Source organism: Neisseria yangbaofengii, assembly GCF_014898075.1.
Taxonomy (GTDB): Bacteria; Pseudomonadota; Gammaproteobacteria; order Burkholderiales; family Neisseriaceae; genus Neisseria; species Neisseria yangbaofengii.
This window is the reverse complement of the sequence record NZ_CP062976.1, coordinates 1,102,143-1,127,873: the sequence shown is the minus strand read 5'-3', so window position 1 is coordinate 1,127,873 and position 25,731 is coordinate 1,102,143. Positions and strand designations below refer to the sequence as shown.

General features: G+C 49.5%; 22 protein-coding genes and 1 pseudogene. 8 read left to right on the top strand and 15 right to left on the bottom strand.

What is annotated here, in order from left to right:
• Nucleotides 1–45: 45 nt before the first annotated feature.
• Nucleotides 46–417: a hypothetical protein gene (locus H4O27_RS05390; protein ID WP_165008145.1), complete on the bottom strand. Its 372-nt coding sequence runs from the start codon at nt 415–417 to the stop codon at nt 46–48.
• A gap of 209 nt (nt 418–626) precedes the next feature.
• Here H4O27_RS05390 and H4O27_RS05385 point away from each other — a divergent pair, with 209 nt between their 5' ends.
• Nucleotides 627–1,940: a replication-associated recombination protein A gene (locus H4O27_RS05385; RefSeq protein ID WP_165008143.1), complete on the top strand. Its 1,314-nt coding sequence runs from the start codon at nt 627–629 to the stop codon at nt 1,938–1,940.
• Between the two features lie 256 nt (nt 1,941–2,196).
• On the opposite strand, the gene yfaE is transcribed toward H4O27_RS05385, so the two are convergent.
• The 5 genes from yfaE to H4O27_RS05360 form a co-directional block, all read right to left on the bottom strand.
• Nucleotides 2,197–2,496 carry a class I ribonucleotide reductase maintenance protein YfaE gene (yfaE, locus tag H4O27_RS05380; RefSeq protein ID WP_165008141.1) on the bottom strand — a complete coding sequence of 100 codons (300 nt, stop codon included), beginning with the start codon at nt 2,494–2,496 and terminating at the stop codon, nt 2,197–2,199.
• A 61-nt stretch (nt 2,497–2,557) separates the two neighbouring features.
• Entirely contained in the window at nt 2,558–3,691 is a 1,134-nt protein-coding gene (nrdB, locus tag H4O27_RS05375; RefSeq protein ID WP_165008197.1) for a class Ia ribonucleoside-diphosphate reductase subunit beta, read from the bottom strand.
• Nucleotides 3,692–3,734: 43 nt separating this feature from the next.
• Complete coding sequence (locus H4O27_RS05370; RefSeq protein ID WP_165008139.1) at nt 3,735–3,884, bottom strand: hypothetical protein; 150 nt, start codon at nt 3,882–3,884, stop codon at nt 3,735–3,737.
• 120 nt (nt 3,885–4,004) lie between these two features.
• Nucleotides 4,005–6,284: a class 1a ribonucleoside-diphosphate reductase subunit alpha gene (gene nrdA, locus H4O27_RS05365; protein ID WP_165008137.1), complete on the bottom strand. Its 2,280-nt coding sequence runs from the start codon at nt 6,282–6,284 to the stop codon at nt 4,005–4,007.
• Between the two features lie 445 nt (nt 6,285–6,729).
• Nucleotides 6,730–8,202 (bottom strand): efflux transporter outer membrane subunit, encoded by a 1,473-nt coding sequence (locus H4O27_RS05360; RefSeq protein WP_165008135.1) that lies wholly within the window; start codon nt 8,200–8,202, stop codon nt 6,730–6,732.
• 235 nt (nt 8,203–8,437) lie between these two features.
• Here H4O27_RS05360 and H4O27_RS05355 point away from each other — a divergent pair, with 235 nt between their 5' ends.
• Nucleotides 8,438–8,707 carry a hypothetical protein gene (locus H4O27_RS05355; protein ID WP_165008133.1) on the top strand — a complete coding sequence of 90 codons (270 nt, stop codon included), beginning with the start codon at nt 8,438–8,440 and terminating at the stop codon, nt 8,705–8,707.
• 509 nt (nt 8,708–9,216) lie between these two features.
• Here the strand turns inward: H4O27_RS05355 and H4O27_RS05350 are convergent.
• The 6 genes from H4O27_RS05350 to surE form a co-directional block, all read right to left on the bottom strand.
• Nucleotides 9,217–10,329: an ABC transporter permease gene (locus H4O27_RS05350; RefSeq protein WP_165008195.1), complete on the bottom strand. Its 1,113-nt coding sequence runs from the start codon at nt 10,327–10,329 to the stop codon at nt 9,217–9,219.
• Complete coding sequence (locus tag H4O27_RS05345) at nt 10,329–13,430, bottom strand: ATP-binding cassette domain-containing protein (RefSeq protein WP_165008131.1); 3,102 nt, start codon at nt 13,428–13,430, stop codon at nt 10,329–10,331. Before H4O27_RS05345 ends, H4O27_RS05350 begins: the two co-directional genes overlap by 1 nt.
• A gap of 71 nt (nt 13,431–13,501) precedes the next feature.
• A complete protein-coding gene (locus H4O27_RS05340) occupies nt 13,502–14,551 on the bottom strand; it encodes an HlyD family secretion protein (protein ID WP_165008129.1) in 1,050 nt (349 codons plus the stop codon).
• Entirely contained in the window at nt 14,548–15,195 is a 648-nt protein-coding gene (locus H4O27_RS05335; protein WP_165008127.1) for a TetR/AcrR family transcriptional regulator, read from the bottom strand. Before H4O27_RS05335 ends, H4O27_RS05340 begins: the two co-directional genes overlap by 4 nt.
• An 865-nt stretch (nt 15,196–16,060) precedes the next feature.
• Nucleotides 16,061–16,948: a peptidoglycan DD-metalloendopeptidase family protein gene (locus H4O27_RS05330; protein ID WP_165008125.1), complete on the bottom strand. Its 888-nt coding sequence runs from the start codon at nt 16,946–16,948 to the stop codon at nt 16,061–16,063.
• Between the two features lie 207 nt (nt 16,949–17,155).
• Nucleotides 17,156–17,929, bottom strand: a complete 774-nt coding sequence (gene surE / locus H4O27_RS05325; RefSeq protein WP_165008123.1) for a 5'/3'-nucleotidase SurE — start codon at nt 17,927–17,929, stop codon at nt 17,156–17,158.
• Nucleotides 17,930–18,070: 141 nt separating this feature from the next.
• Between surE and H4O27_RS05320 the strand changes: the two genes are divergently transcribed.
• Both H4O27_RS05320 and H4O27_RS05315 read left to right on the top strand, forming a co-directional pair.
• Nucleotides 18,071–19,222 carry an FAD-dependent monooxygenase gene (locus tag H4O27_RS05320; protein ID WP_165008121.1) on the top strand — a complete coding sequence of 384 codons (1,152 nt, stop codon included), beginning with the start codon at nt 18,071–18,073 and terminating at the stop codon, nt 19,220–19,222.
• A 295-nt stretch (nt 19,223–19,517) separates the two neighbouring features.
• A complete protein-coding gene (locus tag H4O27_RS05315) occupies nt 19,518–19,856 on the top strand; it encodes a cupin domain-containing protein (protein WP_165008119.1) in 339 nt (112 codons plus the stop codon).
• Between the two features lie 63 nt (nt 19,857–19,919).
• On the opposite strand, the gene H4O27_RS05310 is transcribed toward H4O27_RS05315, so the two are convergent.
• Nucleotides 19,920–20,456 (bottom strand): NUDIX hydrolase, encoded by a 537-nt coding sequence (locus H4O27_RS05310; RefSeq protein WP_165008117.1) that lies wholly within the window; start codon nt 20,454–20,456, stop codon nt 19,920–19,922.
• Nucleotides 20,457–20,543: 87 nt separating this feature from the next.
• Entirely contained in the window at nt 20,544–20,894 is a 351-nt protein-coding gene (gene folB / locus H4O27_RS05305; protein ID WP_165008115.1) for a dihydroneopterin aldolase, read from the bottom strand.
• Nucleotides 20,895–20,952: 58 nt separating this feature from the next.
• Here folB and plsY point away from each other — a divergent pair, with 58 nt between their 5' ends.
• The 4 genes and pseudogenes from plsY to H4O27_RS05285 all read left to right on the top strand — a co-directional run.
• Nucleotides 20,953–21,558, top strand: a complete 606-nt coding sequence (plsY, locus tag H4O27_RS05300) for a glycerol-3-phosphate 1-O-acyltransferase PlsY (protein ID WP_165008113.1) — start codon at nt 20,953–20,955, stop codon at nt 21,556–21,558.
• Nucleotides 21,559–21,717: 159 nt separating this feature from the next.
• On the top strand, nt 21,718–23,235 hold the full coding sequence (locus H4O27_RS05295) for a patatin-like phospholipase family protein (protein WP_165008111.1): 1,518 nt from the start codon (nt 21,718–21,720) through the stop codon (nt 23,233–23,235).
• 175 nt (nt 23,236–23,410) lie between these two features.
• Entirely contained in the window at nt 23,411–24,136 is a 726-nt protein-coding gene (locus H4O27_RS05290) for an epoxyqueuosine reductase QueH (protein ID WP_165008109.1), read from the top strand.
• A 127-nt stretch (nt 24,137–24,263) separates the two neighbouring features.
• Nucleotides 24,264–24,478: pseudogene (locus H4O27_RS05285) on the top strand (polyamine aminopropyltransferase); the annotation flags it as partial.
• A 97-nt stretch (nt 24,479–24,575) separates the two neighbouring features.
• On the opposite strand, the gene H4O27_RS05280 reads toward H4O27_RS05285, so the two are convergent.
• Nucleotides 24,576–25,673, bottom strand: coding sequence for a 5-methyltetrahydropteroyltriglutamate--homocysteine S-methyltransferase (locus H4O27_RS05280; protein WP_165008107.1), 1,098 nt, complete (start codon nt 25,671–25,673; stop codon nt 24,576–24,578).
• Nucleotides 25,674–25,731: the final 58 nt, after the last annotated feature.

The following is a 25,731-nucleotide window of genomic DNA, read 5'->3' as shown; positions in this document are numbered from 1 at the left end:
GATTTCAGACGGCCTGAAGTATTTTCGGGCCGTCTGAACAATTAATTAGCGGTAAACGCGTTTTACGCAGGCAGTCACGGTTTTGGCGGTCACGGCCGCTAAGGCTTGTGTGCGGGTGCTTGGGTTCAAAACCTGCATCATTTCGTTGGCAGTCAATTGGTTAGGGGCTTCTTCGCTGGCACAGCCGCAAATTTTGCCTTCCCATGCTTCCTGTTTTTCAGCCGACATGGCCAAAGCCGCCATGCGCCATTCGTTGCGCTTGTTCAATTCGGTGCGGCATTGGTTTTCCACCGCCATTTTCACCACACTGCTGCCTATACCGGTGCCGCTGCCCAAGCCGTTCATCGATATGCTGGTACCGCTGGCGCATGCGCCCAACAATAAAGCCGATACAGCGGCTGCCAAGATTTTTTTCATTCTGTAACCTTCCAAACGGAACATTCAAATCAACATGATAATGGGCTTGGCTATCCCGCCCCAATCGCCCTATTTTAACTGCACACCGCTTAGCCGGCAGCGCGGTTTAAATTTCCGGCATATTATACAGCAAGGCTCTGAATCATGCGAACGCTTGCGCTATAATATCCGGCAAGAAAACCACAATGCCGTCTGAAACGGAATCTGCCATGAACGATTTATTTACCCGCCAACCCGACGCCCCGCTCGCCGAACGCCTGCGCCCGCATTCTTTAGACGGAATCATCGGCCAGCAGCACTTAATCGGTGAAGGCAAACCGCTGCGTGTGGCGGTGGAAGGCGGCAAACCGCATTCCATGCTGCTGTGGGGGCCGCCCGGTGTGGGTAAAACCACTTTGGCACGGATTCTTGCGCAAAGTTTCAATGCACAATTTCTGCCCGTGTCAGCAGTATTTTCCGGTGTGAAAGACATTCGAGGAACCATCGAAAAAGCCGAAATTGCCTTGCAACAAGGCCGGGCGACGATTTTATTTGTCGATGAAGTGCACCGTTTCAACAAAGCGCAGCAAGACGCCTTTTTACCGCACGTGGAAAGCGGTTTATTAACCTTTATCGGCGCAACTACGGAGAACCCGTCATTTGAAGTCAATCCGGCCTTGCTCAGCCGCGCGCAGGTGTATGTGTTGCAATCCTTATCTGCACAAGACTTGCAGCAATTGATTGAAAAAGTGCTGGCGTTGCCCGAATATCAAGGCTTTGAGATTAATGCGGAAGCACGCGAATTATTGGTGAACACAGCCGACGGCGATGCACGCCGCATGCTGAATTTATTGGAACAATTGCTTCGCGCCGCCGGCACACGCCGTCTGAAAACCCTAGATGCCGCGTTTCTCGCAGAAAGTTTGGGCACACAAATCCGCCGTTTTGATAAAGGCGGCGAGAGCTTCTACAACCAAATTTCCGCATTACACAAATCCGTGCGCGGCTCACACCCCAACGCCGCGCTGTATTGGTTCTGCCGCATGCTCGACGGCGGTGCCGATCCGCGCTATCTGGCGCGCCGCATTGTACGCATGGCTTGGGAAGACATCGGCCTGGCCGACCCGCGCGCCTTTCAGATTGCCAACGATGCCGCCACCACTTTTGAGCGGCTGGGCAGCCCCGAAGGCGAATTGGCTTTGGCGCAAGCCGTATTGTATTTGGCTTCGGCGGCGAAATCGAATGCAGGCTACAATGCCTACAACCAAATGCGTGCATTTGTGCACAACAATGCCGGCGACGAAGTGCCGGTACATTTGCGCAATGCGCCCACCAAGCTGATGAAAGAATTGGGCTACGGCCGCGAATACCGCTACGCCCATGACGAACCCCACGCCTATGCTGCCGGTGAAACCTATATGCCCGACGGTTTGGACGAACCTGAGTTTTACCAACCCGTACCGCGCGGTTTGGAAATCAAAATCGGTGAAAAACTGGCTTGGCTGAAATCGCTGGATGATGAAGCCTTGAAACAAAATGATTAGGTAATTTTGAATTGCCAATCGTAAAAAAAGGCCGTCTGAAAGATATTGCCGGCCACGCTTAGCAATGTTTCAGACGGCCTTTTCAATTATCTTTTTGTTGGTTTGTTTGATTTGAACAAATTTCGATAGCAATGCCGTCTGAAAATGCGTGTCGCGGTTTTCAGACGGCTTGGCGAAAATGTATCAATGCACGCCTTTGAGCAGTTTGTTTAATATCGGTACAAACAGCAGCAAAATCAAGCCGTTGTCACACCGGTTATTCTTTGTCAAACAAATCCACATCAAACAAATCCGGCTCGCGGATTTTGATGCGGCAATCGAGCGTGATGTCTTCCGTGACCCGACAGCAACACGGCAGGATTTCGCCGGGTGTGATAAAGGCCAACGGGAAATCATCATAGCCGACCTTGCCGCTGATGATTTTCAGACGGCATGAACCGCAATAGCCGCTGCGGCATTGGTATTCGACTTCGTGGCCGGTGCGCTCCAGCCCTTCCAGCAGGGTCTCGCCGTTTTGCAGCTCAAAAATTTTGTCGTGTGTGCTAATAATGGCCATAGTTTGATAAAAGGCCGTCTGAAAGAAATGCTCAATCCGACGGCCTTTTGTAAATGAAGGGTTACAGCTCGAAATCGCCCAAATCGTCGGCATTGACTTCCGAATCAATCTGGCCGATGAGATAAGAGGAAATTTCAACTTCCTGCGGCGCAACCTGAACATTATCGGAAGAGAGCCATGCGTTAATCCATGGAATCGGATTTTGGTTGGCTTTTTCAAAAGCAGGTTTCAGGCCGACCGCCTGCATACGCAGATTGGTGATGTATTCGACGTATTGTCCCAAAATTTCCTTATTCAGGCCGATCATCGAGCCGTCTTTAAAGAGGTAGGCCGCCCATTCTTTTTCCTGCATGGCGGCTTTTTTGAACAACTCAAAACATTCGTTTTCCAATTCGGCAGCAATTTCCGCCATTTCGGCATCGTCTTCGCCGGCACGCATCAGGTTCAGCATATGTTGGGTGCTGGTAAGGTGCAACGCTTCGTCTCGGGCAATGAGTTTGATGATTTTGGCGTTACCTTCCATCAATTCCCGTTCGGCAAAGGCAAACGAGCAGGCGAAGGAAACGTAAAAGCGGATGGCTTCCAAAACATTGACACACATCAGGCACAGATACAGCTTTTTCTTCAATTCCCGCAGGCTGACGGTAATACTGTTGCCGTTAACGGTATGCCGGCCTTCGCCTAACAGATTGTAATATTGGGTATATTCGATTAAATCGTCATAATAGCAGGCGATGTCTTCGGCTCGGGCGATAATATATTGATTTTGTACAATATCATCAAACACAATCGACGGGTCGTTGACGATATTGCGGATAATGTGGGTGTAACTGCGGGAATGAATGGTCTCGGAAAACGACCATGTTTCAATCCAGGTTTCCAGTTCGGGAATCGACACCAGCGGCAACAAAGCCACATTCGGGCTGCGGCCTTGAATCGAATCGAGCAGGGTTTGGTATTTTAAATTGCTGATGAAAATATGTTTTTCGTGTTCCGGCAGATTGGCATAGTCGATACGGTCGCGCGAAACGTCAATCTCTTCCGGCCGCCAGAAGAAGGAAAGCTGTTTTTCAATCAGTTTTTCAAAGATTTCGTATTTCTGCTGGTCATAACGGGCTACGTTCACCGACTGGCCGAAAAACATCGGCTCTTTCAGCGCATCATTGGCGGTTTTCGGGAAAGTGCTGTAGGACATGGTTAAATGTTCGCAAGACATGGGGTACTATCTCTTATTAAAATTAGTCAACTTTTCTATCAATTTTAAATTCACCATACGAAACATGCTGAATCTTATCAATAAAACGCCACAACAAAATAGAAATGACTAAAAGAACACTAATAAATACATAAAATTTATATTCAGCTAAGAATGACCAAATGGCATCCATATTTTTCCTTTTCTGGAAATAATAATTTAGCTTCATACAGTAGCAGGTTTCAATTTAAGACAATCCTTAAAGCCTTCTACTATCTAGAAGCTTTGGATATATTTCAAAAATTAACCTGTTTTAAATCTTGCAAGCCCCGCCCGCGCAGCCGTCGTCCTGCAAATCGGTTTGGGTATCGTCGGCACCGTCTCGGGTGTTGTGGTAATACAGGGTTTTCACGCCGTATTTGTAGGCGGTCAGCAAGTCTTTGAGCATTTGTTTCATCGGCACTTTGCCGCCTTCGAATTTGGCCGGGTCATAGCTGGTGTTGGCGGAAATCGCCTGATCGACAAACTTCTGCATAATGCCGACCAGCTTCAGATAGCCGTCGTTGCCCGGCAGTTGCCACAGGGTTTCGTATTGGCGGTTGAACGTTTCAAATTCCGGAACGACCTGTTTCAAAATGCCGTCTTTCGAGGCTTTTACGGAAACCAAACCTCGAGGCGGTTCGATGCCGTTGGTGGCGTTGGCGATTTGCGAGCTGGTTTCAGACGGCATCAATGCGGTCAGGGTGGAGTTGCGCAGGCCGTATTTCACGATATCGGCACGCAGGCTTTCCCAATCGTAGTGCAGCGGCTCTTGGCAGATGCCATCCAAATCTTTTTTGTAGGTATCAACCGGCAGTTTGCCTTGCGAATAAACGGTTTCGTTAAACAATGGACAAGCGCCGTATTCTTTGGCCAGATTAACCGAGGCTTTGAGCAGGTAATACTGCATGGCTTCAAAGGTGCGGTGGGTCAGCGCAAGAGCGGAATCGTCGCTGTAACGCACGCCGTTTTTCGCCAGATAATAAGCATAGTTAATCACGCCGATGCCCAAAGTACGGCGGTTCATAGTGGCAATGCGGGCAGCCGGAACGGGATAATCCTGATAATCAAGCAAAGCATCCAAGGCACGCACGGTTAAATCGGCAAGTTCTTCAAATTCGTCCAAATGCTGCAATGCACCGAGATTGAATGCGGAAAGGGTACATAGGGCGATTTCGCCGTTTTCATCGTTGATGTGTTCCAGCGGTTTGGTCGGCAGGGCGATTTCCAAACACAGGTTGGACTGGCGCACCGGCGCAACGCTCGGGTCAAACGGGCTGTGGGTGTTGCAGTGATCGACGTTTTGAATGTAAATCCGTCCGGTACCGGCACGTTCCTGCATTAATGATGAAAACAGTTCGGTTGCCGGAACGCTGCGTTTGCGTATGCTTTCGTCTTGCTCGTATTGGGTGTACAAACGCTCGAATTCGTCTTGGTCGGCAAAAAATGCGTCATACAAGCCCGGCACTTCGTTGGGCGAAAACAGGGTAATATTGCCGCCTTTAATCAGGCGGGTATAGAGCAGGCGGTTGATTTGCACGCCGTAGTCCAAATGGCGGACACGGTTGTCTTCCACGCCCCGGTTGTTTTTCAGCACCAGCAGGTTTTCCACTTCCCAGTGCCACATCGGGTAAAACAGCGTTGCCGCACCGCCGCGCACGCCGCCTTGTGAACAGGATTTCACCGCTGCTTGGAACATTTTGAAAAACGGAATGCAGCCGGTATGCTGCGCTTCGCCGCCACGGATTTCACTTCCCAAACCGCGGATACGGCCGGCATTGATGCCGATGCCGGCACGTTGTGAAACATATTTCACAATCGCACTGGTGGTGGCGTTAATCGAATCCAGGCTGTCGTCGCATTCAATCAGTACGCAGCTTGAGAATTGGCGGGTCGGCGTACGCACGCCGCTCATAATCGGGGTCGGCAGCGATACTTTAAAAGTAGAAACCGCATCGTAGAAGCGTTTGACATAATCCAGACGTGTGGTTTCCGGATATTTGCTGAACAGGCACATCGCCACCAGAATATACAGAAACTGCGGCGTTTCATAGATTTGGCGGGTTACACGGTTTTGCACCAGATATTTGCCTTCCAGCTGCTTCACGGCAGCGTAAGAAAAGGTCATATCCCGTTTGTGGTCGATATAGGCATTTAACTCGTCAAACTCTTCACGGCTGTAGTCTTCCAAAATATGTCGGTCGTATTTGCCTGCCTGCGTGAGTTTCTGTACATGGTCATACAGATGAGGCGGCTCGAATTCACCGTAGGCAATTTTGCGCAGATGGAAAATTGCCAGCCGTGCAGCAAGATATTGGTAATCGGGGGATTCCTGTGAAATCAGGTCGGCAGCCGCTTTGATGATGGTTTCGTGAATATCGTCGGTACGGATGCCGTTGTAAAACTGGATATGCGATTTCAATTCGACTTGGGAAACGGAAACATTGTTCAAACCTTCGGCTGCCCAACTAACGACACGGTGGATTTTTTCCAAATCAATCGGCTCCAAACGTCCGTCACGTTTGGTTACTTGCAAGTGAGTGGTTGCATTCATCGTCAAAGTCCTAGCTGAAAACACAAGATACGGTATAAATTAATCTTACGGCACACAATATAATGTATTTCAATCTGAACATCTAGTACTTGACAAACCGTGTTTTTTTAGATTGCTTGCAAGATTCAGATAACCTGAAGATTTTTACATTTTTGCCCTCTTGACAGCCATAATGCAGATAATTCAAGCCTTGGCGTGAAAGCAGCTGAATATGTCATCAAATGGCAAAATGGCTAGAGGCTTATGAAATCAGGTAATTTTGATTTTGTCGCGCGGCCGTCTGAAAATGGTTAAATCCATTTTTTTGACTGATTTTTGAGCAGATTTTAGCGTGTTAAAATTTGTAAACTTAAAAATATGTAACAAACACGACACGCTGTCAAAAAAGGCCGTCTGAAATGAATTGACATTACGGTAAATCCATTTCAGACGGCCTTTATCTATATTATGCCCCCGATTCTGATGAATTCATGCTATCTGGCCAACCGCCGCCTAAAGCCTTATAAAGCGACACCAGCATTTGCGCACGGGCAAGCTGCGCCTGAATCAGGTTTTCCTGCATTTGGTTTTCGTTCAAATGTGCGCGCAAGGCGTGGTCTAAGGTTTTGTAATCGTTGCGGAACAGTTTTTCCGTGTCATTCGCATGCTGTGCGGCTTGACGGCGGGCAGTTTGCATCAGCCCCGTTTGTCGCTGCATGGCATGCACGCTTTGATAGGCGCTATCGACTTCGCCTAATGCGGTTAACAGTTGCCGGTCGTATTGCAGCAAGGCCGTCTGAAGGCGGGCATCGGCGGCGGCAATATTGGCTTTAATACGGCCATTAGTGAAAATCGGCATTTGAATACCCACGCTCAACAGACTTGCCCAACCTTTCAAGGAATCGCTGCCGTCAATACCGATTCGTGTGCCTTGCCCCATAAAATTAATGCTGAAGCGAGGCAACAAATCGGCTTTGGCGCTGGCCAACTTAGCAGCATAAGCATTCACTTGTGCGATGCGGGCGCGTAAATCGGGGCGACGCTCCAGCATGCCTTGCGGCGTTTGTCCGCCTGGCGCTGCCGGTTGCTTGGCTAAAACGTCCGCATCCGATGGCGGCAAGCCAAAGCTTTGCGGCACATGCCCCGTCAACACGGCAATACTGCGCACATAAGCGCCATATTCGGCTTGCAGCGTGGTGCGTTTGGCTTCGGCGGCGGTAAGCTGCACGCTAACTTCATTCACCTCATAACTACTGACATGACCGGCTTTGAAACGCCCCTGCACATATTGCTGCAAGCGTTCGAGCGTGTTAATGCTGGCATCCGCAACTTTCAGACGGCCTTGTACCGCGCGTGCTTTGAAATAGTTTTCGGCAATATCTCCGGCCACTAACATTTGCGCGCCATATACCTGCTCTTGCCGACCCAAAGCAGCGTAATAGGCGGCATCAGCATCACTGCGTTTGCGGCCGAAAATATCCGGCTCCCACGAAGCAGATACACCGACCATCAACTGATCGCCTTTGATATCCATTGTGTCTCTACCCAATGCACCCGCTTGCGGAATTTGTGATGCCACGCCCGAAAGCGGATTATCCACTTCCCCGCGCACAACCGCACCCTGCCCGCCCAAACCGACTTGCGGCCCTAAATCTGCGATGGCGGCCCGACCGGCGGCACGCGCTTCGTTTAAGCGGCCGACCGCAATTTTGACATCATAGCCCTGCGCCAAGCCTTGTTCAACCAAACGGCTCAACACCGGATCATGCCAATGCTGCCACCATTGGGCGATTTGTTCGCTGCCTTTTGCCGCTTCGCTTTCGCTAAACGATTGCGGCACATTAATCTCAGAATGAAGCGGAATCTGCGTGCTTTGGCAAGCGGTTACGAGCAGCGACACAGCGGCGTATAAGGCGGATATTGATACGGATTTTTTCATGGAATGTCCTTTTTGTGTTCAAACGGCCTTTAAGTATTCCTGTAACAATCAAAATTCAATCTTCATAATGATTTGACTGTTATAATTTAAATTAATTGAATTTAATGATTTTTTATAAAAAAAAAAAAAATACATAAAAACCTTAACTCTCATATTTTCTCTTATTGTGTAGGATTTTTGAAAAATCGAAAATTCTGTTTGGTTTCAAACTTTAATCCGATAAGAGACAATTATTATGCAAGTTCTAAGTACCGAAGAAATCCAAAATGTATCCGGAGGTTGGGTTGCGAATGCAGTAGGCGCAGTAGCCGGCGCATATGGTGCCGGATATGGCTATTTAGCTGCGGGAGGCAAAGATCCCAACAAATTTCTGGGTGCGGTAGCACTTGGCGGAGTAGGAGGTGCATTCAGTCCAGTGAACGGTATCCGTTCGGCAGCAATGACTGCCGGAGGTGCTTTTGCAACCAGCGCAATAGGAACATCGGTCGGCAGCCCCTATTTCTAAGACGAACAACCGGTTAACCATGAAAAAATTATGCCTTCTGTTATTAATTATTACCATATCTTCCTTAATTATTGGGATAGGATTTAAATTTTTCTTTCCAGATAAAGATATGTTTTATTGGCGGCTTGCAATCGGAATGGCTGTTATGGTGATTTTTATCCGGTTACTTAACCGTTGAGCAGTTTTTAATTTCAGAGATATAGCTTGATACATTGTTTTCAATGTATTCTTCTGAATGGTTTTAATCTGATTCTATCGGGCTGCCACCAATCAGAAAAAGCCGTCCCATTCTTTGCAGGCGGCTTTTTCTTTGCATATTTATCTTCTTTTCAGATGGCTTGCCTACCCATTGAGGCCATCTGAGAAATATAACTGTCTTAAACGGCAACAGGCCGGGCAGCATCAAAATGCGACAAGCCTCAGCCAACGAAGCAAATTTCTTATTTCAGTTTACTATAAGCCGCCTGCAAACTCTTGATTGCACCAAGGCATTATGCCGTCTGAAAATATTATCCCTGCTGTTCAAGCATCTTTCTAAAGCGCAGCAATGCATAGCCCAAAAAGGCCAAACCCAACAGCGTTAAGGCAAGCATTTGCGGCCACACAATATCCAAGCCCGCGCCGCGAAAAACAACATTTTGCGAGAAATTGGCAAATTGCGTTTGCGGCCAATATTCGCTAATCCTTTGCGCGGCTTCAGGCATATTGCTGCGCGAAGATGTTGACCCTGAAAACAGCAGCGTCACCATGTGAATCGGGATAATCAATAAGCCGAATTGCGCCATGCTCGGGGCAACGGTGGCCAGCATTACGCCCAAGGCTGCCACGCAAAACAGAAACAGCCACAAGCCTGCCGCATAAAGCACGATTGAACCATTAATCGGCACACCCAACGCATGATGCACAATCAGCCATACCGACAGCAATTCCGCCGCCATAATCACCAAGCTGTTAGCCAAAATCTTCGACATCATCAATTCAAAACTATTCACCGGCATCACCAGCATATGCTCAATCGTGCCGCGTTCGCGCTCGCGAATCACCGCCGCGCCGACCAAAATCAGAATCAGCAACGCCGCATTGTTGCCTTCCTGCATAATCGGCAGAAACCATACGCTGTCGCCATTGGGGTTAAACTGAATATTCATCACCGGCGAAACCACCGGCATCGAGGGCATGTCGACAAATTCCCGAATTTCGCGGTTGATAATCTGAGTCAGATAAGCCGAACCCAAACCGGCCTGCGTCATCATGGTTGCATCGGTCAGAAGCTGCACCGACGGGCGGCGTCCGGCTTGAACATCACGTTCAAAATTCGGCGGGATCTCCAACACAAAAATCAAACTGTTTTTATCCATCAGTTCATCGGCATCTTCACGCTTGATTTCCACCGGCACTTTAAAATAAGGCGGCAAGATGGCATCACGGATGCGCAGCGACAAGGTCGAGCGGTCTTGATCGATGATGCCGACCGTCGCATTTTTCACATCAGTGCTGATTTGCGCCGAGCTGATGATTGAGCCGGTAAACATAAATGCAATCAACACCAACAACACCGGATCGGTAAACAGGCTGCGGAATTCCTTAAACATCAGCGTGACAATGTTGCGTAAGGTTCTCATCATTTCTCCTGCTTTTTCAAAAGCATACACGCCAGCATCAACATCGCCGACGCAAATGCCGCAATTGCCGCATATTCAGTAACGTAATCGGCCGTATTTAAGCCTTTGGTAAAACTGCCGACGGTAATATTGCGATACCACGATGCAGGCATGATTTTGCCGAACATGACCGAAGCCCCGCTCATGGCCGAAAGCGAATACAGAAAGCCGGAATAGTTGACCGTCGGGATAATCGTGATAATCGCCGCCGCAAAAATCGCCGCCAGTTGCGAGCGTACGAAGCAGGAAATCACCAAACCCATCGCGGTTGAAGCGGTTACAATCAATATCGTGCCAATCAATATGCCCGGTAATGATCCTTTCAATGGCACGCCGAACCAAAACACCAGCATCAGCGCCAAGGCGGCGAAATTAATCAAGCCGACGCCGATATAAGGCAGTTGCTTGCCGATTAAATATTGCGACACGCTGGCCGGCGATGCATAAAAGTTGGCAATCGAACCAATCTCTTTTTCACGCACCACACCCACCGCCGCCATCATCGCCGGCACCATAATCAACACCAACATCACCACGCCCGGAGCAATCGCATTGATGCTGTTGAAATCTTGGTTATACAGCATACGCGGCTCAACCACGGCCGGCGGATTCCAATTTACCGGCAAGCCTTGCGCTTCAATTTTGGCGCGGCTGTATGCCCCGGCCAAACTGGCGGCATAACCTTGAATATTGGCAGCATTAAACGGCATGGCACCATCGATATAAAAAGCCGCTTCCGGCGACAAGCCGCGCATCACATCGCGCCCGAAACCGTGCGGAATATCCATCACCATCACCGCTTGCGAGCTTTGCAAGGCCGTCTGAATGTCGGCTTCACTTTGCAAAGGCGGCTGCTCGATGAAATAACGCGATCCGGAAAAATATTCCACCAACTCACGGCTTTCGCTGGTTTGATCGCGGTCGTACACGGCAAACTTTAGATTTTGTACATCAAACGACACGCCCCATGCCATCGCCGCCAACATAATCACCGGCCCGAACACGGCAAAGACCAAACGGATTTTGTCGCGGATTAATTCTTTGGTTTCGCGCCGCGCAAAAGTGAACACCATCGCCAGCCAGTATTTCAATGATTCGGTATCGCGCTTGCGGCTTGCGTTTTCAGACGATGTTTGCGTATTCAGGCCGTCTGAAAGTATGTTAACCGGCTGCGTATCCGCCGGTTGGCTTTCAGATGGCATAGAGATATGTTTCGCAGAAGCAAAATCATCATTTTGCCGAACGGATTGTGTTCTTGGGTCAGGCACATGATGCGTGTCATTTTCTGCAAAAAATGGCACGGTTTGTGCAGAATCTGCAACAAGGCCGTCTGAATCAGATTCGGCTTGTTTGTTTTCATACGGTCTGTCTTGCTGCCTGTCCGCCTGAATCACACGGGCAGCCAATTGTGCGGCGGTTTCACTGTTTACGGTTGGATTTGAATGTTGCGGTTGTTGTAATTCGGTTGATGGCAGGCCATCTGAAACAATCCGCACAGATTGGCTTGGTTCACTTGTTTTGTTACCTGATTCGGTTTCGCCTTCCGCTTCAATCAAATACTGCACAAACGCTTCTTCCAGATTCGGTGCATTTTGCTCGCGGGTCAATTCTTCCGGCGTACCGACACCCAACACACGGCCTTTGTGCATAAAGGAAATGCGGTCACAGCGTTCGGCTTCGTTCATAAAATGGGTAGAGACGAAAATGGTGATTCTGTCTTCACGCGAGAGCTTGAGCAGATGCCGCCAAAACATATCGCGGGCAGCAGGGTCAACACCTGAAGTCGGCTCGTCCAAAATCAGCACTTCAGGATGGTGCAGGCACGCCGCAGCCAATTGCAGACGCTGGCGAATGCCCAAAGGCAGAGATGATGGCGCGGTATCGGCCACTTCTGCCAATTCAAACTGCTGCAATGCGCCATCAACCGCCGCTTTGCCCTTATCGCCCAATTGGTAAAGCTTGGCGTGCAAATCCAAGTTTTGGCGCACACTCAATTCCTCATACAGCGAAAACGCTTGCGACATATAACCCACGCGCATTTTCACGTCGGTGCCGCCCGCATCAATCGGTTTGCCCAACAATTCTGCCGTACCTTCGGTCGCTTCCAACAAACCGGTGAGCATTTTCATGGTGGTGGATTTGCCGCAGCCGTTGCTGCCCAAAAAGCCGAAAATCTCACCTTGCGGAATGGTAAAGTTGACATGATCGACCGCGGTAAAATTGCCGAAACGCTTGGTCAAGCCGTGCGCTTCAATCGCCGGCGGCAAATCGGGTCCGGGCATAAATGGCGTGATGTTTAAAATGCCTTCGGTCTGTTTTTCTTCAGGCAGCATTTTGATGTAGGCTTCTTCCAACACTTCGGTGCCGTATTCTTCCAAAACCGATTTTGTGGATTGGTTGGCCAACAGTTTGCCGTCATCCATCGCCAAAAGCTGCTCGAATTGCTGCGCTTCTTCCACATAAGCGGTGGCCACAATCACCGTCATGCCTTGGTTTTCTTGGCGCAAATCGTTAACTAGCGCCCAGAATTGGCGGCGTGACAAGGGATCGACGCCGGTGGTCGGTTCGTCCAAAATCAATAAATCGGGATTGTGCACCAAGGCGCAACACAGGCTTAATTTCTGTTTCATGCCGCCGGAAAGTTTACCTGCCGCGCGGTCGATGAACGGAGCCAAACCTGTCGCTGCCGCCAAACGCACAATCCGCTCTTCGCGCTCTTGCGCCTTCAAGCCGAACAAACGTGCGTGAAAATCGATGTTTTCATATACGGACAAGGTGCGGTAAAGGTTCTGTCCCAAACCTTGCGGCATATAGGCAATACGGTGAGACAATTCCCGCCGTGCTTCTTTGTCGCTCATATCGCCGCCCAACACCGACACGCTGCCTTCCTGAATCATACGCACACCGGCAATCAGTGACAATAAAGTCGATTTGCCCACGCCATCGGGGCCGATTAAACCCACGGTCCGGCCGTGCTCGATTTCAAGCGATACGTTATCCAGCGCCGGCACTTTGCCGTAGCGGTGGGAAACAGCGGAAAGGGAAACGGCGGTTGTTGTCATGGTTATGTCACTCTCGCGTGGCTCAGACGGTCTGTATTGCTGCAAGGCCGTCTGAAAATATTGAAAGCTTATTACGGCAGCTTCACCGCCAATTCAGACGGCCATTCGCCTTCTTTGGTTTTCACAAAGCCGTTTCCGGTCAAGCCGCCTTTTAATAAGCGGTTGTAGCGTGTGGCGGTTTCAGACGGCACTTGCAATTTCACTTTAAACATAAGCTTGGCTCGCTCGCTTTCAGTTTCCACCGATTTGGGTGTGAATTGCGCATCAGTAGCGATAAATTTGATGACGGCAGGGAAGACGGCATCGATGCCGTCGAGCTTGATGCGTGCTTCGTCACCCACTTTCAAACGGCTCATGCTGTCGGTCGGCAGAAAAATATTCATCGACACATCACTCGGATCCAACAGGCTGACAATTTTATTACCCGCGCCAATCACGTTGCCGGCTTCGGCAATTTTGTATTCCACACGGCCGTCAATCGGAGAGCGGATGTTCATATCATCATTGGCGGAAGCGGCGGATTTCACTTGTGCTTCGGCTTGCTCTACACCTGCACGCGCTTCGGCAATCTGCGCGCCGGTTTGCGCCACCACGGCTTGTGCTTCATCGCGGGCGGCTTCAGCGGCTTTCACTCCGGCAGTTGCCCGTTCGTAATCTGCTTGACGCTTGGTCACTTCCGAACGGGAAACCAATTGATCGGCCAGCAATTTTCGTGCATTGTCTAATTCCAGTTTGGCCACACGTTGCTGCTGACGGGCAGAATCGACATTGGCTTGCGCACGGGCAACCGATTGTTGCGTTTGCGCTTTGGCTGCCTGCGCACGCATGACTGCTTCTTGCTGCCGGCGCGCCGCCGCCTGCGCTTCTGCCAAGCGGCTGGAACTGGTGTCGGACGATAATTCCGCCAACACATCGCCTGCTTTCACATCATCGCCTTCTGCCACATTCATTTTTTCCACCCTGCCACCATACAGGCTGGCGACATCAATGCGGTTTAATTCCAAGCGACCGTTGGATTGGGCGATGTTTTCCGGCAATTTGCCGCTTTGCCGTTGCTGCCAATAGTAAAAACCGCCGGCAGCCAATGCCGTAACCACGGCAATCATAATGATTTTTTTCATGATTTTTCCTGTTTATCGGTGAATTTTGCGTGATGGGGAAACATGGCGTCCAAACACCAGCCGATGCGTTCGGTAATGGCTTCATTGGTAAGAATATCCGGCACCCGGTCTTTGATGGTATCGGGCAGCAAATCCATTTGGCCAAAGCGCGATCCGATAATCATCGGCGCATTCACGGCCGCGCTGAAATAGCCCAAGCGTTGCACATCGGTTGCGGGAACACTGTTGTCCAGTTTGCCGCACTCTTCCAACACTTTTCTGAATAATTCCATACGCTTGGCGCTGGTGATGCGGAGAAAATGATTGATGACATCAACGCCGTTTGCGCTATCGGCAAACATTCGGTGAATCAGTTGCAAATTATTGCGGATGTTTTCGGCCAAAACCTGCGCCATGGCGCGCAGCTTTTCAAAGGGATTGTCCGAAAGCACCACCATATCGAGGTTGGCGGAAATGTAATTATTATGATGATTAAGCAACTCAAGAATAAAGGCATCTTTACTGGTAAAAAGATGATGAAACATACCCGAGCTTAAGCCTGCTTCGGCCGCCAACACGCGCACCGAAAGTCTGTAATAACCCAATTCCGGATAGAGTTTGCTGCCGGCGGCAATGAATTTGTCATGTGCGTTTTGTGCAGACATGGCATCTTCCTTTTCATTGGACAGTTGTCCAATCATGATGAAAAATTTTTCCTATCAAGGAAATTTTTAGAATAAAAACACTTATCATCCATTAATGTGTTATTGTATTTTTACTCTTGGGTTTGCATAGTTTTTTCAAATTCATATTTTCGTTTGAATAAGATAGACAGGCCGTCTGAAAGCCATCCGAAATCCTCATTTTCTCATCGCAGTGGGTCATGATGAGCGGTAGGAATACCGCACCTTTTAAAAACTCATAGCGGTTTTGCAATTCCAATTCGGAAATTTCCTGTTCTTGTCAGCATTCACGCAGCAGCTTCATTAATCCAAAAGCAATGAGTTCATTCTGAATTTTCAAAGCTTTTCGGATAATTTTGATGCCTAAGCAACTATCCGACAGCATGCGATGCGTCCAATCCAAATTGCAGCGCAAAGCCACGGCCAAGCACCAAACAATTTGGCAAAAGTGATCAATCAGCAGTTTCGGCGCGAAGTCGAATGACAATCTTCCCGAAGAACGGGCATTGAATTCCTACAGTATGATCTTGATGAAATCATCTTTATCGGGAAACATCAATTCGTATGCTTGTGCGGAAATGTTGAGGTGTCCGGAGATGGCTTCGGCAGTCAAACCATCGTATCCGCGACCGGACAGAACTTGATACCGGCATGCACCAATTGCATGGCGGGACACTGTTCACGATATTCTCCTTGTGATTATTTTGTGTCGATTGGACATTTGTCCAATTAGAAAAACTATACTCCCGATAGTTTATCCTTTGCAAGGAAAATTTAAAAAAGTCGTCTGAGTCATGTAGATGCATGGTTCAGACGGCTTTATGTGTATAAAATAAAATCAGTTGATTCAGAACGGAACGTAAGCAGTCGGATTCACCGGCTTACCGTTTTGACGCACTTCAAAATGCAATTGGTTACGCGGTGCATCGGTGCTGCCCATCTTAGCAATAATCTGGCCGCGTTTCACGGTTTGACCTTCGTTGACCATCAGGCTTTGGTTGTGGCCGTAAGCGGTCAGGAAAGTAGAATTATGCTGCACAATCACCAAATTACCATAGCCGCGCAAGCCTGAACCGGCATACACGACTTTACCGTCGGCAGCGGCTACCACAGATTGGCCGGCGTTACCGGCAATGTCTACGCCTTTGTTGCTGCCGCCGAAGCTGGTAATCACATTACCCACTGTCGGACGCTGCCAAGTAATGCCGCTCACGGTGCGGGTTGCACCGGTCGATACGGTGGCGGTAGTGGCCGGAGCGGCCGCCGGAGTGTTGGCTGCGGTGGTAGCCGGAGCTACATAACCTGCCGGTTTCACGCGCAAAACTTGCCCCACGCTGATGGTGTTGTCGGCCAGATTGTTCCATGAGCGCAAGTCGTTCTGGTTGATGCCGTAGCGCTTGGAAATATTGTAAACGGTATCGCCTCGCACCACGGTATGCGTTGCCGCATTCACGTCAACCGGTGCGTAAGAAGGCACATAAGTGCCGCCGGTCGAACCGGTATAAACAGGGGTAGAAACAGGTGGCGCGGCAGGTGGAACGTATGGCGCATCAGTGGCCACGGTAGAAGCCGCATTCGGGTCGTATGGATTGGCGCCGTATGGATTGGTTGCTGTTGAAATCGAGCCGGTGGAAGAAGTACCGGCGACAACAGGTGCAGGTTGCTGGCTGGCACATGCGCTTAAGAATAATGCCAAAGCGGCCGGGCCGGCATAGAATGCGGTTTTTTTCAACATATGAATGACCTTCGTTTTGGGGTTTTCTATTTCTGTTGGGGCATATCATAATCAAAATACGCCCCATTCTCAAGTGTTGTATAGGTAAAATGACAAACTAATCTGATGAAAGCGGCTGCATTCATCCGACCTATTTCTCTGTTTTTAAGCGGATTTATGCTTGAGGCCGTCTGAAAATTTTTACTTTAGCAAAAGTAAACCGATTTTTCATGCTTCTTTTGAAGCCGGTTTATGCGGTGCATTTTGCCAAAATGCACGCACGCCGCTTAGCTCTTCATGTGAAGTCAAATCAATTTGCAACGGCGTCACCGTGATGAAACCGGCTTCGCATTCGCCGAAATCCGTGCCTTCTTCACGGTCGGAAATGTCACCGGCAGGGCCAATCCAATACACCGGCTCGCCGCGCGGATTAGCCGCCGGCACGATACTTTGCGTGTGGTGGCGCCGTCCCAAGCGCGTGATTTTAATACCCCGGATATCTTCCGGTGCGACGGCGGGGATATTGATGTTCCACAGCATGGGGCGTTGCGGTGGATTTTTCAGCAAATACTCAAGCAGAAGCCAAGCCGCTTTTTCGGCGGTTTCCCAATAGCGGCCGCTGAAATCGTTTAACGAAATCGCCACCGCCGGAATGCCCATCAAATAGGCTTCCGTTGCCGCGGCGACCGTGCCCGAATACAGCGTGTCGTCTCCCATATTGGCGCCGTTGTTGATGCCGGAAAGCACCAAACCGGGCTGAAATTCAGGCAGCGCGTGCAATCCGAGATGAATGCAGTCGGTCGGTGTGCCGCTCACATAATAAAAGCCGTTTTCCGCTTGGCGGATGCGCAAAGGCCGGTCGAGTGTTAAAGAATTGCTCACGCCGCTGCGGTCGCGTTCGGGTGCAACCACGCGTACGTTGGCAAATTCTGCCGCTACCCTTGCTAAAATCGCAATGCCCGGTGCGAGATAACCGTCGTCGTTACAAATCAAAATATTCATGCCCTAATCCCCGAGTGATGATGAATGCGATTGTAAATGCGCGGTTTGGGATTTGTCTATGTTTCAGACGGCCTTACCTGTTAGTAAGGCCGTCTGAAAAAAGCTATAATCTGCACTATATTCTTTTTAGAAAACCATGTCATGATTGAACTCGAGATTCTGATTATCGGCGGCGGCTTGGTCGGCGCAGCGGCGGCTGTGGCACTCAAACGCCAAGGCCGCGATGTCGCTTTGCTGGAAATCCGCCCCGCCAAAACCGATTTAAGCTGCTTGGAAACCGGCTGGGACGCGCGCATTTTTGCGATTAGCCCGGCTAATCAGGCTTTGCTGCAATCGCTGGATGCGTGGCCGTCTGAAAGCCGCATTCAGCCGGTTACGGCCATGGATGTGCGCGGTGACAACGGCGGGCGTATCGAATTCAAAGCAGCCGATATTCTTGCGCCGCGCCTTACCGCCATTGCTGAAAACCGCTGGCTCTTGGCCGGACTGTGGCAGCAAATCCGTGCGCTGGATATTCCGGTCATCACGCAAAAAGCAGTCGAACTGGAAACCGATATTCAGACGGCCTCCGTACGCTTGGAAAACGGCGATACGGTGCAGGCCAAGCTCATCATCGGTGCCGACGGGGCCGATTCCTGGGTGGGCGCGCAGGCAGGGATTAAGGTACGCGAGAATCCTTACGGCCATTACGGGGTGGTTGCCAACTTTATCACTGAAAAAGACCATCAAGGCACGGCGTTTCAATGGTTTAAAAACGGCGAAGTACTGGCTTATCTGCCGCTTCCCGGCCATAAAATTTCCGTGGTGTGGAGCACAGCCGGACCGGAAAAACTCACCACACTCAGCCCCGAAGATTTGGCTGCCGCCGTGACCGCGCAAGGCGAAGGCGTATTGGGCAAACTCTCACCGCTCTCCCCCGCGTTTTCGTTCAACCTGATTTTGCGCCGCCCTGAAACCACGTTTGCACCGCGCGTGCTGCTGATTGGCGATGCCGCGCACACCATTCACCCCTTGGCCGGACAAGGCGTAAATTTGGGGTTCGGTGATGTACTGGAATTACAAAAACTCAGCCAAGGCGTGACCGACATCGGCGCGTATCAATTTTTAAAACGCTTTGCGCAAAACCGCCTCGAACCGGTGCGCACCATGCAATACGGCTGCGACGGCTTATTCCGCCTGTTTGCCGACGACACCCTGCCCGCCCTGTCTTGGCTGCGCAACACCGGTTTGGATTTGGTCAACGCCACGCCATTTGTCAAAAACCGTTTGATTAAACATGCGATGGGGCTGTAACTGTTCAAACTTTAATTGAGTAATCCGCAGGTCGTCTGAAACTTTTCAGACGACCTGCGACTTTTGTAAAACCTCAGATTTGAGTACAATTCAAAGTCATAGCGGCACAGAAAGCGAAGACATATCATGAAGACAGGCAAGCTTTCGGGCAGCGTAAACGGATAAATGTGCCAAAGCCGGAGATGTTACAAAGGTCTCAGCCTTGTTTCATGTCAAAATACATTCTGATACTTAATATCAAAATGAAATAAAAGATTATACTAACCGCTGAATTTTACGCTTAAGGAAAAATACCGTGAAACAATACACCCTTGCCCCCCAAGCCCTACTCGGCGGCGTGATTGCCGGCGACAACGACCAAGAAATCGTGCAGCTTTCACTACAGCAAAACAATGAAATCCCAACCTATGAAACCGATGCGATTGTTTTATTGCTGGTACTCAACGGCCGCGCGCAAATCACTACTTCCGAAGGCACGATCGACACGCAAGGCTTGCAATTAGTGCGCCTTGAGCCGAACGAAGCGCACAGCATCCGCGCTTTGGAAGATGCCACCAATATTTTAGTCATCAAACAAAAAACGCATGAATTAGTGTTCAGCAAGAAATTGCGCTTTGGCAATTGCTGCTTGTGATGAATCAAATCAGGCCGTCTGAAAGATAATCTTTCAGACGGCCTTTGACTTTCATTAAATCATTTAACTATTCATCAACCAATATTGCAGACCGACTAAGGTTTTAGCATCTTTGATTTCATCGTTCTTCAAAGCGGCTTTTACTTCTTCACGGCTGAGCAATACGGTTTCGGTGATTTCGTCTTCATCGTTACTCAGTGTGCTGCCTACGCGCACGCCGTCGGCTTGGTAGAGATACATTTTTTCATCGCAAAAGCCGACTGCGGTATAGAAAGTGTGCAGCAGCTTCACGCCGTCGGCGGTGTAGTTGGTTTCCTCGGCCAATTCACGCAAGGCGCATTCGGCCGGATCTTCACCGTCCACATCCAATTTACCGGCCGGTAATTCCAATACGGCTTGGTCAGCGGCATAGCGCCATTGACGCACCAGCACCACTTCGTCGTTGTCGGTCACGGCCAACACACAAGCGGCACCGGGATGGCGAATCACCATGCGCTGACTTTTTTTACCGTTGGGCAAACGGATTTGGTCACGGCTAATGCGAATAAACGAACCTTCGTAAATCGGTTCGCTGCTGATACAGGTTTCTTTTAAATCCATGATATGCTTTCTTTAATAAATGATAACAGGCCGTCTGAACACTCAAGCTAATCTTTCAGACGGCCTTTATACTCAGGCCGTCTGAAATCAATTTTTGCTGCGTTCGATTTCCACGCCCACTTCTTTCACGTCCGGCAGAATGCCCGGTTTGACAATTCTCACGCGCACCCACAGCGCATTGAAATCTTCTAAAATCAGCTCGGCCACATGCTCGGCCAATACTTCCAGCAACAAAAAATCCTGTTCGCGCAAGCTGTTGCGCACGGCTTCATACACTTCGCCGTAATGCACCGTATCGCCGATATCGTCGCTCAGTGCAGATTTTTCCGGCACACCGATGTCTAAATCCAGCACCAGCGTTTGCAGGCGTTCGCGTTCCCAATCGTAAACACCAATCAGCGTATCGGCCTTCATACCGCGTAAAAAAATTTTATCCATTTGCATTGTCCCGTTTTTTGGATAGAATACCGCTTTCATTCTAAGCAAAGCATACAAAATGTACAATGTTTTAGCGGTTACTTCAGCTTATTTAATCGGTTCATTGTCTTTTGCGGTGATTGTGTCGAAAGCATACGGCATGGACGACCCGCGTACTTACGGCTCGGGCAATCCGGGCGCGACCAATGTTTTGCGCAGCGGCAGGAAAAAAGCAGCCGCACTCACCTTACTGGGCGATGCGCTCAAAGGCTTTGCGGCCGTGTGGCTGGTTCGGTGGCTGGAAACCGAAATCAACATGACCACCGCCACCATCGGCGTGAGTGCAGTAGCCGTATTGGCCGGGCATATGTGGCCGATATTCTTCCGCTTCAAAGGCGGCAAAGGTGTGGCCACTGCCTTGGGCGCATTATTGGCGCTTTCTTGGCCGACTGCGTTGGTATGCGCCATTGTGTGGTTGGTGATGGCTTTCGGCTTTAAAGTTTCTTCGCTGGCGGCTTTGGCAGCCACGGTAATCAGCCCGATTGCGGCCTATTTCTTTATGCCTTATCCTTCTTGGGTCTGGTCAACGGCGGTGATTGCGGTATTGGTGTTGTATCGCCATAAAAACAACATCATCAACCTGATTTCCGGTAAGGAAAGTAAAATCGGCGATAAAGCTTCATAACTTTGCCGAACACTCATATTTTAGGGCCCGACAATGTCGGGCTTTTTTATGCTTCGATACATACGATAGTGTATTTATTCAAACATAATTCAGCTAGAATAAACAAGGCCGTCTGAAAACAGATTCATCATTTTTTTCTTTATTTGCCGATTAAACATCATGTTGAAAAAAAACGCCAAATTCACTCTTACCGCCTTGCTGGCCGTCATGCTTTCTGCTTGTTCGCTGGTCAAATACCAACCGCTCGAAACCATCGACAAAGTAGATTTGAACAAAGGCTATCGTTTTGAAAATGCCAATAAAGAAAATAAAGACGACACTTTTATGGTGTTGATGTTTTCAGGAGGCGGCACACGTGCGGCCGCTTTGGGATACGGCGTATTAGAGCAACTGCATCAGCAACAAGTCAGCATCAACGGTCAGAAAAAATCTTTGCTGGAAAACGTCGATTTAGTAGTGGGTGTGTCCGGCGGCTCGGTATTGGCCGCTTATTACTCACTGCATGGTGCGGATACCATTCCGAGTTTTTACAAGCGTTTCCTGCGCCAAAATTTCCAACGTAAAATCATCAGGCAAGCCTTTTCAGCCACCAATATCCCGCGTTTGACTTCACCCGAATTCGGACGCGGCGATTTGTTGCAAGAGCAGTTTGAAACTTATTTATTCGGAAAAACCACGTTTGAAGATTTAGAAAAACGCCGCAAAGGTCCGTTTGCCATGATTAGCGCAACGGATATGGGCATAGGCGAACGCATTAATTTCACCCAAGAATATTTCGACCCGATGTGTCTGAATTTAAGCAAATTGAGCATTGCCCGCGCGGTGGCTGCATCGAGTGCCGTGCCGGTGGTGTTTGCACCGCTTACGCTCAATAATAATGGCGGCAATTGCGACTATACGCCGCCGAAACGTGTTCAGACGGCCATGCAGAAAGACAAAGACACGCAGCAGAGCATCACGCGTAAAGAAGTTGCCCAAAGCATCACGCAATACAGCAACAGTCAATCCCGACCTTATATCCACCTGCTCGACGGCGGCCTGACCGACAATCTCGGTATGCGCAGCCTGCTCGATATGACTGAAGTGTATTCGGGTAATATGCTGGTGCAACAAATGAACACGCATAAAATCAAGCGCATTGTCGTGATTAATGTCAACGCGCAAAACCAAATCAACAGCGATTTAGACAAAACCGCCGCCGTGCCGGGCATGCGCGATGTGGTCAACGCCATTATCGACATTCCGATCGGCAAATATTCGCAAGAATCGCTGCGCCGCTTCCGCGCCTTTACCGACCGCTGGAACGAAGCCAAATATAAAGCTGCTAACGGTAATCCGATTTCGCTTACCTTTGTCAGCCTAAGCCTGCGCGATTTGCCTGAATCACCACTGCGCGACACCGTGTTGAATATTCCGACCAGCTTCTACCTGCCGGGTGAAGATGTCGATAACTTACGCACTGCTGCCGCTGAATTAATGAAGCATTCCAAAGAATATCAGGGCTTGCTCAAAGAATTATCCACCCGGCCGAATGCCGAAGCCTTGTTTACCCAAACGGAGCCGGCGATGGAAGAAAATCTGGAAATGAAACCGATGGAAAATCCGTTTTCGATTGAAAAACTCAACAATGTGAACACCACGGATTTCGATGATTTCGAATTGCCGCCGCAACCATAAGCTAAATGTTAAGGCCGTCTGAATGATTGTAAAAACAAAGGCTTCAGGCGGCTTTCATGTTCTATCAGCCTTTCAGTTGAACGCATAATTTGCTAAAATGGCAGCCTATTTATTCTTTCAGACGGCCTATTCATTTATCAGGCCGTCTGAAAATTCCACCACACAGAATCAAACCATGAGCCAAAACGAAAAATTAATCGTCACCGACATCGACCGCCCCGTACTCACCCCGCCCGACGGCCATAAAAAAGTGTTACTGCATTCCTGCTGCGCACCGTGTTCCGGCGAAGTAATGGAAGCCATGCTTGCCAGCGGTATCGATTACACCGTTTATTTCTACAACCCCAACATCCATCCGCACAAAGAATACATGTTGCGCAAAGAAGAAAACCTGCGCTTTGCGGAAAAATTCGGCATTCCGTTTGTCGATAAAGACGACGACTATGAAAACGACCGCAAAGAATGGTTCGAGCTGGCCAAAGGCATGGAATTCGAGCCGGAGCGCGGCATCCGCTGCACCATGTGTTTCGATATGCGTTTCGTCAAAGCCGCGCAATATGCCCATGACAATGGTTTTCCCGTGTTCACCAGTTCACTCGGCATTTCACGCTGGAAAGACATGAAACAAATCAACGGTTGCGGCCATCGCGCGGCGGATTTGTTTGGCGACGTGACGTATTGGGATTTCAACTGGCGCAAAGGCGGCGGCAGCGCGCGCATGATTGAAATCAGCAAACGCGAAAACTTTTACCAGCAAGAATACTGCGGCTGCGCCTATTCCCTGCGCGATTCCAACAAACACCGCAAATCGCAAGGCCGTATTCCGATTAAAATCGGAAAGCTGTATTACGGCGACGAATCAACCATTTACGAGCCGCAAACGATTAAAGTGGATAAATAATATCGGTTAAAACACAGGTCGTCTGAAAGACGAAATCTTTCAGACGGCCTTTTACTGTCATCAATCTTTAAGCCAATACCTTCTTTGCCGCTTCGCTCCCCCAATACGCCGCTTCTTCAAGGGCCGGTATGTGCCTTCTTTTGGCGAATGGGGCTTTGTGTCGGCGGCGGCGGACAATGATTTTCCGATTCCGCAACGCCATGATGTGCCGACGCGTTTTCTCAATGCCGAAACCACCGCGGCAATGTTTCACTTCCCGCCCGCTATGGATGCGGCGCGATGTGGAACGAATGTTTGAATAATCAGATTTTAGTCAACTATAGTGAATCCACTATATTTTAAACGAGATTGGAATAGCGTGATTCGATAGGCCGTCTGAAAATACAAACAAGGCCGTCTGAAACCCAATGTTTCAGACGGCCTTGTTTATTGTTTAACCTTAATCTTCGCCCCATACTTCGGCGGCGATTTCTTCCACCAAGCGCACTTTAGACCATTGCTCGGCTTCGGTCATGATGTTGCCCTCTTCGGTTGAAGCAAAACCGCATTGCGGGGACAAGGCCAATTGCTCGAGCGGCACGATTTTCGCAGCTTCGGCGATGCGTGCTTTGATTGCTTCTTTGCTTTCCAATTCAGGGAATTTGGAAGTCACCAAACCCAACACAATGCGGCCTTTGTGCGGATTGTCGTTGAAGTATTTCAACGGCTCAAAACCGCCCGAACGCTCGTTGTCGTATTCCAAGAAATAGCCGTCGTAAGCGGTTTGGCCGAACAATTCGGGCGCTACCGGATCGTAAGCACCGGTCAACAAATAAGACGATTTGTAGTTACCACGGCAAACATGGGTGGTGATGGTCATATCGGCCGGTTTGCCGGCCAAAATTGCTTGGATGTTTTCCAAGGCAAATTGTTTGCTGGCTTCAAAATCAAATTCAGGGTTGCTGAAATTGTTACACAAGGTGCCCCAATACACGTCATCGATTTGCAGATAACGGCAGCCGGCATCGTAAAACGCTTTGATTGCGTCTTTATAAGTTTGGCGTACGTCTTCGCAGAATGCGGCTTTGCTTTCATACACGCCGGTATCCCAGATAAACGGATACATCAATTGGTTCGGGCTTGGAATGGTGTATTTCACAATGCCGCGGTCGCCGACGATTTCGGCCAAGGCTTTGTAATGGGCGATAAACGGATGGTTTTCGTTCCAAGACAATTTGCCGTTGCAGCGCGTATTGTACTTGCGCACTTCGGTGTCTTTGAACGCATAAGCCTGCTCCGGCACAAAGCCTTCAATGCCATTGAGGTTTTCCAAAAAGTCGATATGCCACCATGAGCGGCGGAATTCGCCGTCGGTAATCACTTGAATGCCCGCATCCAATTGGTCTTGCACCAATTTGGCGATTTCTTGGTCTTCCACGCGAGTCAACTCTTCGCGGCTGATTTTGCCCTCTGCAAATTCGGCGCGGGCTTTTTTCAGGTTTTCAGTACGCAGGTAGCTGCCGACAGTATCGGCACGCAAAGGTAAGGTTTTGCTCATGGTAGGTTTCCTTAGATTAAGTTTATCTGTCGGCAAGTATAAATGAATTCATTAATGA

What these genes read in the sequence shown, in the direction of transcription:
- H4O27_RS05390 (WP_165008145.1), bottom strand. Translation starts at nt 417, where the DNA reads ATGAAAAAAATCTTGGCAGCCGCTGTATCGGCTTTATTGTTGGGCGCA.
- H4O27_RS05385 (WP_165008143.1), top strand. Translation starts at nt 627, where the DNA reads ATGAACGATTTATTTACCCGCCAACCCGACGCCCCGCTCGCCGAACGC.
- yfaE (WP_165008141.1), bottom strand. Translation starts at nt 2,496, where the DNA reads ATGGCCATTATTAGCACACACGACAAAATTTTTGAGCTGCAAAACGGC.
- nrdB (WP_165008197.1), bottom strand. Translation starts at nt 3,691, where the DNA reads ATGTCCTACAGCACTTTCCCGAAAACCGCCAATGATGCGCTGAAAGAG.
- H4O27_RS05370 (WP_165008139.1), bottom strand. Translation starts at nt 3,884, where the DNA reads ATGGATGCCATTTGGTCATTCTTAGCTGAATATAAATTTTATGTATTT.
- nrdA (WP_165008137.1), bottom strand. Translation starts at nt 6,284, where the DNA reads ATGAATGCAACCACTCACTTGCAAGTAACCAAACGTGACGGACGTTTG.
- H4O27_RS05360 (WP_165008135.1), bottom strand. Translation starts at nt 8,202, where the DNA reads ATGAAAAAATCCGTATCAATATCCGCCTTATACGCCGCTGTGTCGCTG.
- H4O27_RS05355 (WP_165008133.1), top strand. Translation starts at nt 8,438, where the DNA reads ATGCAAGTTCTAAGTACCGAAGAAATCCAAAATGTATCCGGAGGTTGG.
- H4O27_RS05350 (WP_165008195.1), bottom strand. Translation starts at nt 10,329, where the DNA reads ATGAGAACCTTACGCAACATTGTCACGCTGATGTTTAAGGAATTCCGC.
- H4O27_RS05345 (WP_165008131.1), bottom strand. Translation starts at nt 13,430, where the DNA reads ATGACAACAACCGCCGTTTCCCTTTCCGCTGTTTCCCACCGCTACGGC.
- H4O27_RS05340 (WP_165008129.1), bottom strand. Translation starts at nt 14,551, where the DNA reads ATGAAAAAAATCATTATGATTGCCGTGGTTACGGCATTGGCTGCCGGC.
- H4O27_RS05335 (WP_165008127.1), bottom strand. Translation starts at nt 15,195, where the DNA reads ATGTCTGCACAAAACGCACATGACAAATTCATTGCCGCCGGCAGCAAA.
- H4O27_RS05330 (WP_165008125.1), bottom strand. Translation starts at nt 16,948, where the DNA reads ATGTTGAAAAAAACCGCATTCTATGCCGGCCCGGCCGCTTTGGCATTA.
- surE (WP_165008123.1), bottom strand. Translation starts at nt 17,929, where the DNA reads ATGAATATTTTGATTTGTAACGACGACGGTTATCTCGCACCGGGCATT.
- H4O27_RS05320 (WP_165008121.1), top strand. Translation starts at nt 18,071, where the DNA reads ATGATTGAACTCGAGATTCTGATTATCGGCGGCGGCTTGGTCGGCGCA.
- H4O27_RS05310 (WP_165008117.1), bottom strand. Translation starts at nt 20,456, where the DNA reads ATGGATTTAAAAGAAACCTGTATCAGCAGCGAACCGATTTACGAAGGT.
- folB (WP_165008115.1), bottom strand. Translation starts at nt 20,894, where the DNA reads ATGGATAAAATTTTTTTACGCGGTATGAAGGCCGATACGCTGATTGGT.
- plsY (WP_165008113.1), top strand. Translation starts at nt 20,953, where the DNA reads ATGTACAATGTTTTAGCGGTTACTTCAGCTTATTTAATCGGTTCATTG.
- H4O27_RS05295 (WP_165008111.1), top strand. Translation starts at nt 21,718, where the DNA reads ATGTTGAAAAAAAACGCCAAATTCACTCTTACCGCCTTGCTGGCCGTC.
- H4O27_RS05290 (WP_165008109.1), top strand. Translation starts at nt 23,411, where the DNA reads ATGAGCCAAAACGAAAAATTAATCGTCACCGACATCGACCGCCCCGTA.
- H4O27_RS05280 (WP_165008107.1), bottom strand. Translation starts at nt 25,673, where the DNA reads ATGAGCAAAACCTTACCTTTGCGTGCCGATACTGTCGGCAGCTACCTG.